At 67.0% G+C, this 14,479-nt stretch carries 16 protein-coding genes; all 16 read left to right on the top strand.

The window, feature by feature from the left end:
- Positions 1 to 27: 27 nt before the first annotated feature.
- The 16 genes from ArtHe_RS15340 (at position 28) to ArtHe_RS15415 (ending at position 14,407) form a co-directional block, all read left to right on the top strand.
- Entirely contained in the window at positions 28 to 1,173 is a 1,146-nt protein-coding gene (locus ArtHe_RS15340; protein WP_248317728.1) for a zinc-dependent metalloprotease, read from the top strand.
- A gap of 7 nt (positions 1,174 to 1,180) precedes the next feature.
- Entirely contained in the window at positions 1,181 to 2,296 is a 1,116-nt protein-coding gene (gene tilS, locus ArtHe_RS15345) for a tRNA lysidine(34) synthetase TilS (RefSeq protein WP_248317729.1), read from the top strand.
- A 35-nt stretch (positions 2,297 to 2,331) separates the two neighbouring features.
- Positions 2,332 to 2,883 carry a hypoxanthine phosphoribosyltransferase gene (gene hpt / locus ArtHe_RS15350; protein WP_066300669.1) on the top strand — a complete coding sequence of 184 codons (552 nt, stop codon included), beginning with the start codon at positions 2,332 to 2,334 and terminating at the stop codon, positions 2,881 to 2,883.
- A gap of 266 nt (positions 2,884 to 3,149) precedes the next feature.
- On the top strand, positions 3,150 to 5,219 hold the full coding sequence (ftsH, locus tag ArtHe_RS15355; RefSeq protein ID WP_066300672.1) for an ATP-dependent zinc metalloprotease FtsH: 2,070 nt from the start codon (positions 3,150 to 3,152) through the stop codon (positions 5,217 to 5,219).
- A 74-nt stretch (positions 5,220 to 5,293) separates the two neighbouring features.
- Positions 5,294 to 5,911, top strand: coding sequence for a GTP cyclohydrolase I FolE (gene folE, locus ArtHe_RS15360; protein WP_066300673.1), 618 nt, complete (start codon positions 5,294 to 5,296; stop codon positions 5,909 to 5,911).
- Positions 5,912 to 5,921: 10 nt separating this feature from the next.
- On the top strand, positions 5,922 to 6,827 hold the full coding sequence (gene folP / locus ArtHe_RS15365) for a dihydropteroate synthase (RefSeq protein ID WP_248317730.1): 906 nt from the start codon (positions 5,922 to 5,924) through the stop codon (positions 6,825 to 6,827).
- 3 nt (positions 6,828 to 6,830) lie between these two features.
- Positions 6,831 to 7,223 (top strand): dihydroneopterin aldolase, encoded by a 393-nt coding sequence (gene folB / locus ArtHe_RS15370; protein ID WP_248317731.1) that lies wholly within the window; start codon positions 6,831 to 6,833, stop codon positions 7,221 to 7,223.
- A complete protein-coding gene (gene folK / locus ArtHe_RS15375) occupies positions 7,220 to 7,717 on the top strand; it encodes a 2-amino-4-hydroxy-6-hydroxymethyldihydropteridine diphosphokinase (RefSeq protein ID WP_248317732.1) in 498 nt (165 codons plus the stop codon). Before folB ends, folK begins: the two co-directional genes overlap by 4 nt.
- Positions 7,718 to 7,724: 7 nt before the next feature.
- Positions 7,725 to 8,216 (top strand): DUF3180 domain-containing protein, encoded by a 492-nt coding sequence (locus ArtHe_RS15380; RefSeq protein WP_066300683.1) that lies wholly within the window; start codon positions 7,725 to 7,727, stop codon positions 8,214 to 8,216.
- Complete coding sequence (locus ArtHe_RS15385) at positions 8,209 to 8,721, top strand: PH domain-containing protein (RefSeq protein WP_248317734.1); 513 nt, start codon at positions 8,209 to 8,211, stop codon at positions 8,719 to 8,721. Before ArtHe_RS15380 ends, ArtHe_RS15385 begins: the two co-directional genes overlap by 8 nt.
- Positions 8,718 to 10,430 (top strand): PH domain-containing protein, encoded by a 1,713-nt coding sequence (locus ArtHe_RS15390; RefSeq protein WP_248317735.1) that lies wholly within the window; start codon positions 8,718 to 8,720, stop codon positions 10,428 to 10,430. The genes ArtHe_RS15385 and ArtHe_RS15390 overlap by 4 nt, the downstream gene beginning before the upstream one ends.
- Complete coding sequence (locus ArtHe_RS15395; protein WP_248317737.1) at positions 10,417 to 11,325, top strand: DUF2520 domain-containing protein; 909 nt, start codon at positions 10,417 to 10,419, stop codon at positions 11,323 to 11,325. Before ArtHe_RS15390 ends, ArtHe_RS15395 begins: the two co-directional genes overlap by 14 nt.
- Positions 11,322 to 12,212: a pantoate--beta-alanine ligase gene (gene panC, locus ArtHe_RS15400; protein ID WP_248317739.1), complete on the top strand. Its 891-nt coding sequence runs from the start codon at positions 11,322 to 11,324 to the stop codon at positions 12,210 to 12,212. Before ArtHe_RS15395 ends, panC begins: the two co-directional genes overlap by 4 nt.
- Before the next feature lie 109 nt (positions 12,213 to 12,321).
- Positions 12,322 to 13,776 (top strand): lysine--tRNA ligase, encoded by a 1,455-nt coding sequence (gene lysS / locus ArtHe_RS15405; protein ID WP_248319823.1) that lies wholly within the window; start codon positions 12,322 to 12,324, stop codon positions 13,774 to 13,776.
- A 3-nt stretch (positions 13,777 to 13,779) separates the two neighbouring features.
- Positions 13,780 to 13,971 (top strand): hypothetical protein, encoded by a 192-nt coding sequence (locus tag ArtHe_RS15410; RefSeq protein WP_248317741.1) that lies wholly within the window; start codon positions 13,780 to 13,782, stop codon positions 13,969 to 13,971.
- Between the two features lie 109 nt (positions 13,972 to 14,080).
- Positions 14,081 to 14,407 (top strand): Lsr2 family protein, encoded by a 327-nt coding sequence (locus ArtHe_RS15415; RefSeq protein ID WP_066300705.1) that lies wholly within the window; start codon positions 14,081 to 14,083, stop codon positions 14,405 to 14,407.
- Positions 14,408 to 14,479 lie beyond the last annotated feature (72 nt).

Raw genomic sequence — 14,479 nt, forward strand, 5'->3', positions numbered from 1 at the left:
GGGCTGCGGCTGTGATCGAATGGAGCAATGGAGAGCAACCAGCAGCAACTCAGCCATGAAACCGCCGCCCGACTGGTGAACTGGGACTTCGCCGCTGCGACGGCTGCCACCCTCGTGGCGCCGGGGCCCAAGATGTCCCGGCGCGAAATCCAGGACGCAGTCGCGGACCTGCGCCGGCAGGCTGACGCCGCCGTCGCCCACGTGCACCGGATCACCGGGCTCGATGCCGCAGAGAACCTTCGCGATTCCCCGGTGCTGATCGTGGACCGGGCATCCTGGGCCAAGGCAAACTCCCAGAGCTTCGCGGCCCTGATGAATCCCATGCTGCAGCACCTGGCCAAAACCCGTCCCGAGGCAGTCAATTCGACCAACACGGCCGTGGCAGGCGCGCTGACCGGCGCCGAGCTGGGGGCCGTCCTGGCATTCCTGGCCAGCAAGGTCCTGGGCCAGTACGATCCGTTCGCGGCGCTGGCCTCGGACAACCCGGCCAAGACGGCAGGCCGGCTGCTCCTGGTAGCCCCGAACATCATCAGCACGGAACGCGAACTCAACGTTGACCCCACGGACTTCCGCCTGTGGGTCTGCCTGCACGAGCAGACCCACAGGGTGCAGTTCGCTGCCGCCCCCTGGCTGCGCGATCACATGCTGGAACAGATCGGCGCGCTCAGCAACGGCCTGATGGACAAGGCCCAGGGCCTGCCGGAACGGATCAGCCAGCTGGCCAAGCAGCTTTCGGCCGCCGCAGGAACGGACAAGCAGGAAACCGCCTCCGACGGCGTACCCGCCAGGCAGGCTGATGTCCTGTCGCTGCTCCAGGACCCGGAGGACAAGGCCCGCCTCTCCCACATCACCGCGGTGATGAGCCTGCTGGAAGGCCATGCCAACGTGGTGATGGATGCAGTGGACGCCAGCATCATTCCGAGCGTCAAGACCATCCGGCGCCGCTTCAACGACCGCGGCGCCAACCGCCGCTGGCTGGACCGGTTCTTCCGCCGCATCATGGGCCTGGATGCCAAGATGCGCCAGTACGCGGACGGCTCGAAGTTCGTCCGGGCCGTGGTGGACACAGCCGGCATGGAGGGTTTCAACCGCGTCTGGGAAAGCGCCGGGAACCTGCCCACCGAGGCTGAGATCCACAATCCGGAACTGTGGATCCAGCGGATGGGTCTGTAAACCGCCAGTGACCGACTTTCCAGTTGCCTCCTCCAGCACCTCCTCCCTGCCCGCTCCGCGCCCCCGCCAGCGGCTGAACCCCACGCTCGGGAAAGCCCGCGGCCTGCTCCGCGATTCCCTGCGCGATGCCGGGATCATGCCGGATCCCAAAGCGCCGCCGATGCTGCTGGTCGCCTGCAGCGGAGGACCCGACTCGCTCGCCTTGGCGGAAACGGCCAGCTTCTTCAGCCGCCGCGGCGGCTACCGGGTTGGCGCCGCCGTCGTCGACCACGGGCTGCAGCCGGGTTCCGCCGGTGTTGCGGAAGCCGCGGCTGCCAAGCTGCGGGCCATGGGACTGGACCCGGTGACCGTTCACCGGGTGCACGTCCCGGAATCCGGCATGGGCCCGGAAGCGGCCGCCCGCAGCGTGCGGTACGAGGCGCTGGACGAGGCCGCGGATGCCGCGGAGGCAGCCGTGGTGCTGCTGGGACACACCCTGGACGACCAGGCCGAGCAGGTGCTGCTTGGCCTGGCCCGCGGCTCGGGCACCCGCTCCCTGGCGGGCATGCCGGAACAGCGCGGCCGCTACCTCCGGCCGTTCCTGGGCCTGCGGCGCGCCGAGGTTGATGAGATCTGCGCGGCCCAGGAGCTGGATCCGTGGCATGATCCCACCAACGCGGATCCGGCCTACGCCCGGTCCCGGGTCCGCACCACCGTGCTCCCCTTCCTGGAACGCGAACTCGGACCGGGAATCGCTGAGGCCCTTTACCGCAGTTCGCGGATCCTTGCCCAGGACGCCGACTACCTCGACGTCCAGGCCGCGGAAACCTACACCCGGCTGCGCCGTGAAGCCCCGGCCGCCGCCGGACCGGATGAGATCCTGCTCTCGGAAGAAGCGCTGCGGGGCCTGCCCCCGTCCCTGCGCCAGCGGGTCCTGGCCCTCGCCGCCGTCGAGCTTGGAGGTGCCCAGCCCAGCTGGGAACGCGTGCGCGCGGTAGAGGCGCTGCTGCGCCGTGAGGGCTCAGCAGGACCGGTCCAGCTGGTGGGTAAGGTCAGCGCCTACCGCCAGGTGCGGGGCAAACCGGTTCCCCAAGGCACCCCAAGCTATGGCAATCTTGTTTTTAGGAAAAAGAGCAGCGCCTAACTTCAGCTGCAACATCTCGTACCCGGGAGCCATTCGTGGATTCACACGACGTCCAGTCAGACCTCAAGCACGTTCTTTACACCAGGGAACAGATCGCCGATCGGATCAAGGAGCTGGCGGCGGAGATCGACCGCGACTACGCCGGACGCGACGTCCTGCTGGTCGGTGTCCTGAAGGGCGCCGTTATGGTGATGGCGGACCTGTCCCGCGCCCTGCACAGCCACGTCTCCATGGACTGGATGGCAGTGTCCTCCTACGGTTCCGGCACCCAGTCCTCCGGCGTCGTCCGGATCCTCAAGGACCTCGAGACCGACCTGCTGGGCAAGCACGTGCTGATCGTCGAGGACATCATCGACTCCGGCCTGACCCTGTCCTGGCTGCGGACCAACCTGGAATCCCGCGGCCCGGCCAGCGTGGAAATCTGCGCCCTGCTGCGCAAGCCTGCTGCCTCCAAGGTGGACATCGACGTCAAGTATGTCGGCTACGACATCCCGAACGAGTTCGTCGTGGGCTACGGCCTGGACTTCGCCGAGAAGTACCGCAATCTCGACTTCATCGGCACCCTGGCGCCGCACGTTTACGAGTAGGCCAAAGGCACTTTCGTGCCCCGCCCGCTGACCCCGGGCCGCCGCAGCCGGCAGCAGATCTGCCGGCCGCGAACCGGGGCAGCGGGTTTTTCGTTATCCTCATGAGGCGAATCACGCCGCCGGGATACGCCCAGAGGGAACTAATGCGCCCCGCGGGCCGTGTATTTCTGGGGACGGTGTATAGCTAGAGACTGCTAGCCAACGAATTCCCGCGCACAATCAAGCGTTGTTGATCAGGAGGGACGGGGCATCTGCCCTGACGACGAATGAAATCCAAGAACTTCTTCAAGGGACCGATCATTTGGATCGTGCTGGCGCTGGCCGCACTGCTGATCATCCTTCCCAACCTTTCCAACTCCGGCGCGTCCCAGGTGGACACCAACGTTGGCCTGCAGCTGCTGCGGGACAACAAGGTGGAGCAGGCGAAGATCTACGACGGCGACCAGCGCGTGGACCTTACGCTCCGGGAGCCGTACGAGGACAAGGGCGAGAACGTCCAGTTCTTCTTCGGATCGGCCCGCGGCGAGGACATCGTCGAGGCAGTGAACAACTCCGATGTTGACGGCTTCACCGACCAGCCCGTCCAGACCAACTGGTTCACCAGCTTCCTGGGCCTCTTCCTGCCCATCATCATCCTCGGCGTAATCTTCTGGTTCCTGCTCTCCCGCATGCAGGGCGGCGGGTCCAAGGTGATGCAGTTCGGCAAGTCCAAGGCCAAGCTGACCAACAAGGACATGCCCCAGGTGACCTTCGCCGATGTTGCCGGCGCTGATGAGGCAGTCGAAGAGCTGCACGAAATCAAGGAATTTCTGAAGGAACCGGCAAAGTTCCAGGCCGTTGGCGCCAAGATCCCCAAGGGTGTGCTGCTGTACGGCCCTCCCGGCACCGGTAAAACGCTCCTGGCGCGCGCCGTGGCCGGTGAGGCCGGCGTGCCGTTCTACTCCATCTCCGGTTCCGACTTTGTGGAAATGTTCGTTGGCGTGGGCGCTTCCCGTGTCCGCGACCTGTTCGAACAGGCAAAGAACAACGCTCCGGCCATTATCTTCGTTGACGAGATCGACGCCGTCGGCCGTCACCGCGGCGCCGGCGTCGGCGGCGGCAACGACGAACGCGAGCAGACCCTGAACCAGCTGCTGGTGGAGATGGACGGCTTCGACAGCACCACCAACGTTATTCTCATTGCCGCGACCAACCGTCCGGACGTGCTGGACCCCGCACTGCTGCGGCCCGGCCGCTTCGACCGGCAGATCGGCGTCGAGGCCCCGGACATGCAGGGGCGCCTGCAGATCCTGCAGGTCCATGCCAAGGGCAAGCCGATGGCACCGGGCGTGGACCTGGCCTCCGTGGCCAAGAAAACCCCCGGCTTCACCGGTGCGGACCTGGCCAACGTCCTGAACGAGGCCGCCCTGCTGACCGCGCGTTCCAACGCCCAGCTCATCGACGACCGTGCCCTGGACGAGGCGATCGACCGCGTCATCGCCGGCCCGCAGAAGCGCAGCCGCGTGATGAAGGAACTCGAGCGCAAGATCACCGCCTACCACGAGGGCGGACACGCGCTGGTTGCCGCGGCCCTGCGCAACACCGACCCGGTCACCAAGGTCACCATCCTGCCCCGCGGCCGCGCCCTGGGGTACACCATGGTGCTGCCGCAGGACGACAAGTACTCGATTACCCGCAACGAACTGCTGGACCAGCTGGCGTACGCCATGGGCGGCCGGGTCGCGGAGGAAATCGTCTTCCACGATCCGTCCACCGGTGCCTCCAATGACATTGAGAAGGCCACGTCCACGGCCCGCAAGATGGTCACCCAGTACGGCATGAGCGAACGGATCGGTTCCGTGAAGCTGGGCTCCGGCGGCGGCGAGCCGTTCCTGGGCCGGGACATGGGCCAGGAACGGAATTACTCCGATCAGGTGGCCTACGTGGTGGACGAGGAAGTCCGGCGCCTGCTGGACAACGCCCATGACGAGGCATACCAGATCCTGACCGAGAACCGGGACGTCCTGGACCGCCTGGCGCTGGAACTGCTGGAACGCGAAACGCTGAACCAGGCGGAGATCGCCGAGATCTTCCACGATGTCCGCAAGCGGGACCTCCGCGAAGTCTGGCTGTCCAAGCCCACCCGCCCGGTCCACGACATCCCGCCCGTGGTCTCCCCACGGGAACGGGCAGAAGCCGCTGCCGCCGGTGAACCGGATCCGGAGACCGTGGCTCCGCAGGACCAGATCGCCGACGCCGATCTCCCGCAGGACTTCGACGTCTCGAATGACGGGCTCCCTGAGCCCGAAAACAGCGGCCAGGGAAGCCACCGCGGCTCCGCCAGCCGCAGCGAATAGCGCAGGACCGGACGGCAGCCAATCAACACCGGCTGCCGTCCGGGCCGTTCCGGCGTCCACGGTAGGATCAAGCAGTGACCGATTTCGACGACGAACTAATTTTGGCCGAGCTGACCGATACCGCCTCGCCGGTCGACCAGCCCCGGATCGAGCGGGCGGTGCGCGAAATTCTCATCGCGATCGGGGAGGACCCGGACCGGCAGGGTCTGCTGGAGACCCCCGCCCGTGTGGCCAAGTCCTACGCGGAGATTTTCGCCGGCCTGCACCAGAGCCCCGCCGACCTGCTGGCCACCACCTTCGACCTGGACCATGAGGAAATGGTGCTGGTGAAGGACATCCCGTTCTACTCCACCTGTGAGCACCATCTGGTGCCGTTCCACGGGTCCGCCCACATCGGCTACATCCCCTCGCATGACGGCAAGGTGACCGGGCTGAGCAAGCTTGCCCGCCTGGTGGAGGTCTACGCACGGCGCCCCCAGGTCCAGGAACGGCTCACCACCCAGATCGTCGACGCCCTGATGGATAACCTGCAGCCGGTGGGTGCCATTGTGGTCATCGAATGCGAACACCTGTGCATGTCCATGCGCGGCGTGCGCAAGCCCGGGGCCCGGACGGTGACCTCGGCCGTGCGCGGCCAGCTCCGCGAGACTGCCACGCGTGCTGAAGCAATGAGCCTGATACTCGGACGATAGGACGCTACGAATGGATTCCCTCGCCGCCACCCCCGGAACCGGCCCGGCCACCAACCCGCTGCCGGTGATCCGTCCCGGCGTGAAACCCCGCCGGTTCGAGGACCTGCCCACCGGACGCGCTCTGGTGATGGGCATCCTCAACGTCACCCCGGATTCCTTCAGCGACGGCGGTGAACACGTGACGGCGGACGCCGCCATCCGCGCCGGACTCAAGATGCACTATGACGGCGCGGACATCATCGACGTCGGCGGTGAGTCCACCCGCCCCGACTCCAAGCGGATTACCGCGGAGGAAGAGCAGCAGCGGATCCTTCCGGTGGTCCAGGCCCTGGTGAAAGCCGGAGCCTTGGTGAGCGTGGACACCATGAACGCTTCCACCGCGGAAAAGGCCATCGAAGCCGGAGCCGGGATCATCAACGACGTCTCCGGGGTGGAGCTGGATCCCGGGATGCCGGAACTGATCGCCCGGACCAAGGTGCCCTACATCCTGATGCACAGCCGCGGCAGCGTCCGCAGCCAGGATCCGAAGGCCGAGTATGACGACGTGGTTGAGGACGTTATTTCCGAACTGACGTCGCTGCGCGACCGTTTCTACGAGGCCGGAGTGGCTCCGGAGCAGATCATCCTTGACCCCGGACTGGGCTTCGCGAAGAACGCCGAGCACGACTGGGCGCTGCTGCGCAACATCGACCGCCTCACCGTGCTGGGCCACCGCGTCCTCATCGGCGCCTCCCGCAAGCGCTTCCTGGGCTCGCTGCTGACCACGGCCGGCAAGGCGGCGCCTCCGGCGGAGCGAGACAACGCCACCCTGGCCACCTCCGTCCTCGCGGCAAGCCAGGGCGTCTGGGGCGTGCGCGTGCACGACGTCGCGGCCAATGCCGACGCCGTCAAAGTCGCTGCCGCCTGGCAGGGCTAGGCCGTGTCCCTTCCAGCCGGTCCGCCGGCCCCCCGGGACCGGATCCGGCTCAGCGGACTCAGCGCCACCGGCTACCACGGCGTCTTCGAACACGAGCGGCGTGAGGGGCAGAGGTTCGTGGTGGACCTGGTGCTCTACACCGACCTTCGTCCGGCTGCAGCCGCCGACGACCTTACCCGGACCGCTCATTACGGTGAGCTGGCGGAGCAGGTCTGCGCCATCATCGAAGGCGATCCGGTGAACCTGATCGAAACCCTCGCTGAACGGATCGCCGCCCACGTGCTGGCCGCCTTCGAGGTCATCGAAGCCGTGGACGTTACGGTGCACAAGCCGCAGGCACCCATCACCGTCCCGTTCGGCGACGTGGAGATCCTGATCCACCGGGAGCGGGCATGAGCACCCCCGGGATACGCACCATCCTGGCCCTGGGCAGTAACCTCGGCGAGTCCCGCAGCACCCTCTCCGACGCCGTCGCCGCCCTTGCCCGCCATCCGCAGATGACCCTGGTGGACGTCTCCCCGGTGGCCCGGACCCGTCCTGTGGGCGGACCGGAGCAGCCCGACTACCTGAACCTGGTTGCTGCCTTCGACACCACGCTGGACCCGCATGCCCTGCTGGAGCACTGCCACGACGTCGAAAACCGGCACCACCGCAAACGCGAGGTGCGCTGGGGGCCGCGCACGCTCGACGTCGACATCATCACGTACGGCTCGGACCACGTTGATGATCCGGACCTCACCATTCCCCACCCGCGGGCCGCACAGCGGGCCTTTGTGCTGCAGCCGTGGGCCTGGATGGATCCCGGCGCCGTACTGGAAGGTGTCCCGGTGGCAGAATTGGCTGCGCGGGCCGCTGACCTGCCCGGGCTTGAACGCTTCGAGGGGGAGTGAATTCCGCGTGAGGACCATCCGGTACCGCTGGCTCGCAGTCATCGCCGTAGTCTTTGGGATCGCAGGCTGGCTGGTGAATTCCTGGGCCACACGCAACGGGTATCCGGCGCCGGTCCTGAATCTCACGGCCCTCCTTACGCTGGCGTTCATCGTCGGTTTTACCCTGTTTCTTGGCCTCCGGGTCCGCCGGTGGCGGGACGGCAACCGCGAAAAGCAGCTTGATCCGATCGCAGCGGCCCGGACCCTGGTCCTGGCGCAGGCCACCGCCTACGCCGGTGCTCTCCTGCTCGGCTGGCACGGCGGCATCTTCCTGGACCAGGTGGGCCTCTGGGAGATGCGCCCCAACCATGCCCCGACCTGGGCCTCGCTCGCCATGTCAGCCGGCGGGATCATAATGATCGCCACCGGCCTGGTCGTGGAACGGTTCTGCAAACTGCCTCCCGAGGACAAAAACGGCGGCGACCCCAACATGCCAGACAACGGAGGAGAATATGCGTAGCCAAGCCATTGATTCGCAGGGCGTGGACTGGCAGCGGGTCTCTCCGCGGTACCTGACGCTGCGGGTGCTTTCCCTGGCCGTGGAGGCAGTCATTACCCTCGCGGTGGTTTCGATGCCCCTGGTGCTGCGCTCCCTGGACATCTGGGGTGGCTTCCCCGCCTGGATCGCCTGGGGACTTCCGGCACTGTTCCTGGTTATTTTTATCTGGCGGGGAATCCTGCTGCCGCGCCAGGTCCGGGCCATTGGATACGCCGAGCGGCGGGAGGACCTGCTGCTCCGCAGCGGCATCTTCTTCCAGCGCACCCTGGTGGTCCCCTATGGGCGGATGCAGTACGTCGACGTCGGCGTCGGCCCGCTGGAGCGGATGTTCGGTCTGTGCACGCTGAAGCTCCACACCGCAGCCCCGGGAACCAACGCCACCATTCCCGGCCTCCCCGCCCCGGAGGGTGAACGGCTCCGCGAACACCTGTCTGCGCGCGGCGAGGCGCAGCTGGCGGGCCTGTGACTGCCGCGTCCGGGGACCGGGAAAACCAGCTCCCGCCAAACCCGGAACGCCCGGGAACCATCCCGGCCGCGGAGCCGGAATGGAAACGGGTCCATCCGGTCTCCCCGCTGGTCCGCGGTTGGATTGCCCTGGCTGCGATCGCGTACTTCGTGGGCCGCGACCGGGTCGAGGCGATGTTCCGGAACGAGGGCGGCACCGGTCCGCTGCCGGAGGGCACACCCCTGCTCTGGGCGGTGCTCGGGCTGCTCGCCGTGCTCCTGATTGTTGCCGGTATTTTCTTCCTCTCCTGGTGGTTCACCCGTTACCAGGTCACCGCAGACCACGTCCGGGTCCGTTCCGGCGTCCTTTTCCGCCAGCACCGGCAGGCACGCCTGGACCGGGTGCAGGCAATCGACATTGTCCAGCCTTTGCTGGCCCGGCTCTTCGGTCTGGCCGAACTGCGCTTCGAGGTCGCGGACGCCGGAGAATCAGCGGTCCGCCTGGCGTTCCTGCGGATCGACGACGCCCGGTCGCTGCGCGCCACCATCCTCGACCGCGCCTCCGGGGCTGAACCGGAGGCCGGCACCGGCAGCGACGGCGCCGGGCGGGCGCCGGCGTCGGAAGCGCCGGAATACCCGATCCTCGCCCTGGCGCCGAAAAGGGTGGTGGGGGCAACCCTGCTCTCCGGCAACACCATCTTCCTGATCCTTGGCACAGCCTTCGTGGTGGTCCTTGCCGCCGTGACCCGGGCGGGTGTCTCCCTTGCTGTGATCATCCCGGTGATCCTCGGTGTGGCCGGCGGCTACTGGTCCGCCTTCAACAGCGCCTGGAACTTCCGCGCCGCGGTCTCCAGGGACGGGATCCGGATCCGCTACGGACTTCTGGACACCCGGACCCAGACCGTGCCGCCCGGGCGCATCCAGGCCGTCGCTGTCTCCCAGCCGCTGCTGTGGCGGCTCACCGGCTGGTACCGCATCTCCGTCAACGTGGCCGGCTACGGAACCGGCGCCACGTCCGAGGGCGCTGCCCGCACCCGCCTGCTTCCCGCTGGAACACTGGAAGAAACCATGCAGATCCTGGCCATCGTCCTGCCCAATCCCGGCTCGGATGATCCCCGCGGGCTTTTTGCCGCCGGGATGGCCGGCAGCGGGGAGGACCACGGATTCACCGTGTCGCCGCGCCGCGCCCGCTGGGTGGCGCCGCTGCAGTGGCGCCGCAGCGGATTTGCCGTAACGCAGACGGCGCTGCTGTGCCGGTCCGGACGCCTCTGGCGGAGCCTCGCCGTCGTCCCGCATGAGCGGATCCAGTCGATGGCCCTGGAACAGGGGCCGCTGGCCCGGAAACTGAGGATCGCGGACCTGCGGCTGCACTCCACACCCGGACCCGTCGCCCCGCGCATCCGCCAGATCGACGCCGCTGCCGCCCTGGAACTGTTCGACGAGCAGTCCCTGCGGGCGCGCGATGCCCGGCGGCGTGACCGGACCGAACGCTGGCTGCACCGCGAAACGGCCACTGGACCCGCGCCAGCCGCCGGGGACGCCAACGCGTCATCCGCAGCCACACCGCCCGGAACGCCGCCGGCCCCTGAGGTGTCTGCAGCGGATCTCCCGAAGGCCCCGGGCGGCCCGGAGACCCCGGGTGTCCGGCAGACGCCGCCGCCCCCGCCGCCGGCGCCGCCTGCCGGCCCACACGGCACCACGACTGAGGAGAACTGGAATGAACACCGCTGATCAGCGCCGGCGTGGCCGGCTCGGAATCGGCATCATCGGTGCCGGCAAAGTGGGCGCCGTCCTCGGCGCCGCGCTGCGGGCAGCTGAACACGCCGTCGTTGGCGTTTCCGCAGTGTCCGACGCCAGCCGCGAACGGGCCGAGAACCTGCTCCCCGGCGTCCCTGTCCTCGAAATTCCGGACATTGTTGAACGTTCGGAACTGGTGCTCCTCGCCGTGCCCGACGACGCCCTGCCGCCCCTGGTCTCCGGCCTCGCGGCCACCGGCGCCTGGCAGGCCGGGCAGCTGGTGGCCCACACCTCCGGCAGGTTCGGCACCGGGGTGCTGGAACCGGCCCGCCGGGCCGGTGCGATTCCGCTGGCGCTGCACCCGGCGATGACGTTCACGGGCATGAGCCTGGACCTGACCCGGCTGGCCGACTGCTCCTTCGGAGTCACCGCACCCACCGCGGTGCTGCCCATCGCCCAGGCGCTGGTCGTGGAAATGGGTGCCGAACCCATCGTCATCGACGAAGCGGACCGGGTGCCCTATCACGCGGCCTTGGCCCACGCCTCCAATCACCTGGTGACCATCGCAGCACAGTCCTCCGAACTGCTGCGCAGCCTGGGCGTGGAACAACCCGCGCGCCTGCTGGGACCGCTGATGCGGGCTTCACTGGAGAACGCCCTCGCCTCGGGGGAACATGCCCTGACCGGACCCGTGGCACGCGGGGACACCGGCACGGTCCAGGCTCACACTCAGGCCCTGAACGAAGGGGCCTCCCCGGACCTGGCCGCAGCCTACCGGGCGCTCTCCAAGGCCACCGCCCGGCGGGCAGTTGCCCGCGGATTGCTCAGCGATGCCCAGGGACAGGCCATTATTGAAGTATTGAATTCCGAACCCGAAGGACCCCGGTGAACCACCCCCGGTTGGCAGCAACCCCCGCAGAACTCAGCAAGGCAACAGCCGAACTCCTGGCGGCGGCCGGCAAGGACCGCCCCTCGCTTGGCCTCGTCCCCACGATGGGAGCACTCCACCAGGGCCACGCAGCCCTGGCCCGGGCGGCCCGGGCGGAGAACGACGTGGTGGTGGCCAGCATCTTCGTCAATCCGCTCCAGTTCGATGACCCTGAGGACCTGGCACGCTACCCCCGTACCCTCGAAGCGGACCTGGACCTCCTCGGAGCGGCAGGCGTGGACCTGGTTTTCGCTCCCAGCGAGGAAACCATGTACCCCGGGGGGCTGCCGCTGGTGCGGGTCAGTTCCGGGAGCCTGGGCACGCGCTTTGAGGGAGCCTCCCGGCCAGGACATTTCGACGGCGTCCTGACGGTCGTCGCGAAACTGCTGCACTGCGCCCAGCCGGCCGTTCCCGCTGAATACCGGGCCTACTTCGGGCAGAAGGACGCCCAGCAGGTGGCACTGATCCGACGGATGGCCGCCGACCTCAACTTCCCCGTGGAAGTCCGCCCGGTACCCATCGTCCGGGCAGCAGACGGCCTGGCGGAGTCCAGCCGCAATGTTTTCCTGGACCCGGAACAGCGGCGGAACGCGCTCGTGCTCTCCGCGGCCCTGCGCCAGCTGCGGGACCGCGCCGCTGCCGGCCGGCCGCTGGACCTGCCCGCCGCCGCCGGACTTATCGCGGCGCAGGCCGGTGTGGAACTGGACTACCTGCAGGTTGTGGACCCGCTCACCCTCGACCCGCTGCCGGCCGGTCCGGACGACACCCTGTCAGGCCCCGGACTGGCCCTCGTGGCGGCCCGCGTGGGCGGAATCCGGTTGATCGACAACATGGAACTGCAGGTCTGAACCGCGGATCCCGGGCAGTCCCGTCAGGGACCTGCCGCACGGCTGGGTAGACTTAAGAACCGTGACCACCTCTAGCCCCGTTCCCGAAGCAGCCGATTCCTCCGAGCAGATGCGCATCCGCGCGGAAAAGCGCGCCAAGCTGCTTGAACGCGGCGACGAAGCCTATCCCGTCAGCGTCGAACGCACGCACTCCCTGCGGCAGGTCCGGGAAAAGTACGGACACCTGCAGGCAGATGAGGCCAGCGGCGAGACCGTCGGCGTAACCGGCCGCGTCGTTTTCATCCGCAACACGGGCAAGCTGTGCTTCGCCACCCTCCAGGCAGGCGACGGTACCCGGCTGCAGGCCATGCTGTCCCTGGCCTCCATCGGTGAGGAAGCCCTCGCGGACTGGAAGGCCCTGGTTGACCTCGGTGACCACGTTTTCATCCGCGGTGAAGTGATTTCCTCCCGCCGGGGGGAACTCTCCGTGATGGCCGAGTCCTGGTCCATGGCCTCCAAGGCCCTGCGTCCGCTGCCCGTCCTGCACGCCGGCCTGAACGAGGAAACCCGGGTCCGGCAGCGCTACGTCGACCTGATGGTCCGTGACGAGGCCCGGGACATGGTTTACAAGCGGGCATTGATCATCCGCGCGGTCCGCGACACCCTGCACGATCACGGCTATGTCGAAGTCGAGACCCCGATGCTGCAGCTGATCCACGGCGGCGCCGCCGCCCGGCCGTTCGAAACGCACCTGAACGCCTTCGACCAGCCGATGACGCTGCGCATCGCCACCGAGCTGTACCTCAAGCGCGCCGTCGTCGGCGGCATTGAACGCGTCTTCGAACTCGGCCGCATCTTCCGCAATGAGGGCGTCGACTCCACGCACAGCCCCGAGTTCACCACGCTGGAATGCTACGAGGCCTATGCCGACCAGTTCGTTATGGCGGACCGGATCAAGGAGATCATCCTCAACGCTGCGGACGCAGCCGGAAGCCGGCAGATCGAAACCGCTGCCGGAACCATTGACCTCGACGGCGAATGGCGCTGGCTGGCCGTCTACCCGGGCCTGTCCGAGGCAGTTGGAACGGAAATCACCCCGGACACGGATGCAGCCACCCTGCTCCGGATTGCCGAAGAAAAGGGCGTCAAGGTGGACCCGAAGTGGGATGCCGAGAAGCTCGTCGTCGAACTGTTCGGGGAAATCGTCGAACCGACCCTGCTGCAGCCCACCTTTGTTTACGATTACCCGCCGTCGGCCCAGCCCCTGGCCCGCCCGAACCGCAACGATCCCCGCCTGATTGAGGCCTGGGACCTGATTATCGGCGGGATGGAGCGGGGAACGGCGTTCTCCGAGCTGATCGACCCGGTCATCCAGCGTGAACGCCTGACGGAACAGTCCCGCCGGGCTGCCGCGGGTGATGAGGAAGCCATGGCGCTGGATGAGGATTTCCTCCGCGCCCTGGAGTACGGTGCACCGCCCATGGGCGGCATCGGTCTGGGCATCGACCGACTGGTCATGCTTTTCACGAACGTTGGAATCAGGGAAACAATTCTGTTTCCCCTCCTAAAGCCGGAAATGGGTTAGATCATGGAATATGTGGAAGTCCTGCTGCCTTCCATTTGTGTCGCAGCTCTCTTCTTTTTCGCAATGAAGGCGCTGTTGAACGCTGATCGTTCCGAGCGAAAAGCCCTTGCTGAAGCCGAACGCGAGGCCGATCAGTTGGCTATCGATGATCCAGAGGCAGCAAGTGGTGCCGCCGGACCCGCCAATAAAGAATAGTTATTGAAAATGCCTCCTCTGCTTTGACGCGGCATAACCAATTGCGTCATACTCGAAGTAGTCTCGAATTATCAAACATTCCGCTGCTTTGACTGCATAGGAGCCTGACATGGCGCAAAAGGTAAAAATCATTCTGGTCGACGATCTCGACGGTGGAAGCGCGGATGAAACAGTCCGTTTCGGACTCGATGGGTCACAATACGAGATTGACCTCTCAACTGACAATGCGAAGAACCTCCGTGCGGCATTGAAGTCTTATGTGGATGCCGGCCGCAAAACCGGCGGACGCACCGGGCGCCCCCGCGGCACGGGCGCCGCACGCAGCAATGAGGCAGCACAGATTCGGGAATGGGCCCGGAACAACGGCTACACCGTTTCCGAGCGGGGCCGCGTCAACAGCGAAATTATCGAGGCTTACCGCGCAGCCCAGGGCTAACAACCCGCGTGAGGTCACGCCCATGGCGAACACGCCCCTTAAGCGGGGTGTGGAGCCGTAGCATCGAATTAC

It is taken from the genome of Arthrobacter sp. Helios (genome assembly GCF_023167125.1).
Taxonomy (GTDB): Bacteria; Actinomycetota; Actinomycetes; order Actinomycetales; family Micrococcaceae; genus Arthrobacter_B; species Arthrobacter_B luteolus.

Excerpts from the sequence above, each read along its gene's own strand:
- ArtHe_RS15385 (WP_248317734.1), top strand. The coding sequence starts at position 8,209 with ATGCGTAGCCAAGCCATTGATTCGCAGGGCGTGGACTGGCAGCGGGTC.
- ArtHe_RS15410 (WP_248317741.1), top strand. The coding sequence starts at position 13,780 with ATGGAATATGTGGAAGTCCTGCTGCCTTCCATTTGTGTCGCAGCTCTC.
- ArtHe_RS15340 (WP_248317728.1), top strand. The coding sequence starts at position 28 with ATGGAGAGCAACCAGCAGCAACTCAGCCATGAAACCGCCGCCCGACTG.
- folP (WP_248317730.1), top strand. The coding sequence starts at position 5,922 with ATGGATTCCCTCGCCGCCACCCCCGGAACCGGCCCGGCCACCAACCCG.
- folK (WP_248317732.1), top strand. The coding sequence starts at position 7,220 with ATGAGCACCCCCGGGATACGCACCATCCTGGCCCTGGGCAGTAACCTC.
- lysS (WP_248319823.1), top strand. The coding sequence starts at position 12,322 with ATGCGCATCCGCGCGGAAAAGCGCGCCAAGCTGCTTGAACGCGGCGAC.
- ftsH (WP_066300672.1), top strand. The coding sequence starts at position 3,150 with ATGAAATCCAAGAACTTCTTCAAGGGACCGATCATTTGGATCGTGCTG.
- ArtHe_RS15415 (WP_066300705.1), top strand. The coding sequence starts at position 14,081 with ATGGCGCAAAAGGTAAAAATCATTCTGGTCGACGATCTCGACGGTGGA.
- ArtHe_RS15395 (WP_248317737.1), top strand. The coding sequence starts at position 10,417 with ATGAACACCGCTGATCAGCGCCGGCGTGGCCGGCTCGGAATCGGCATC.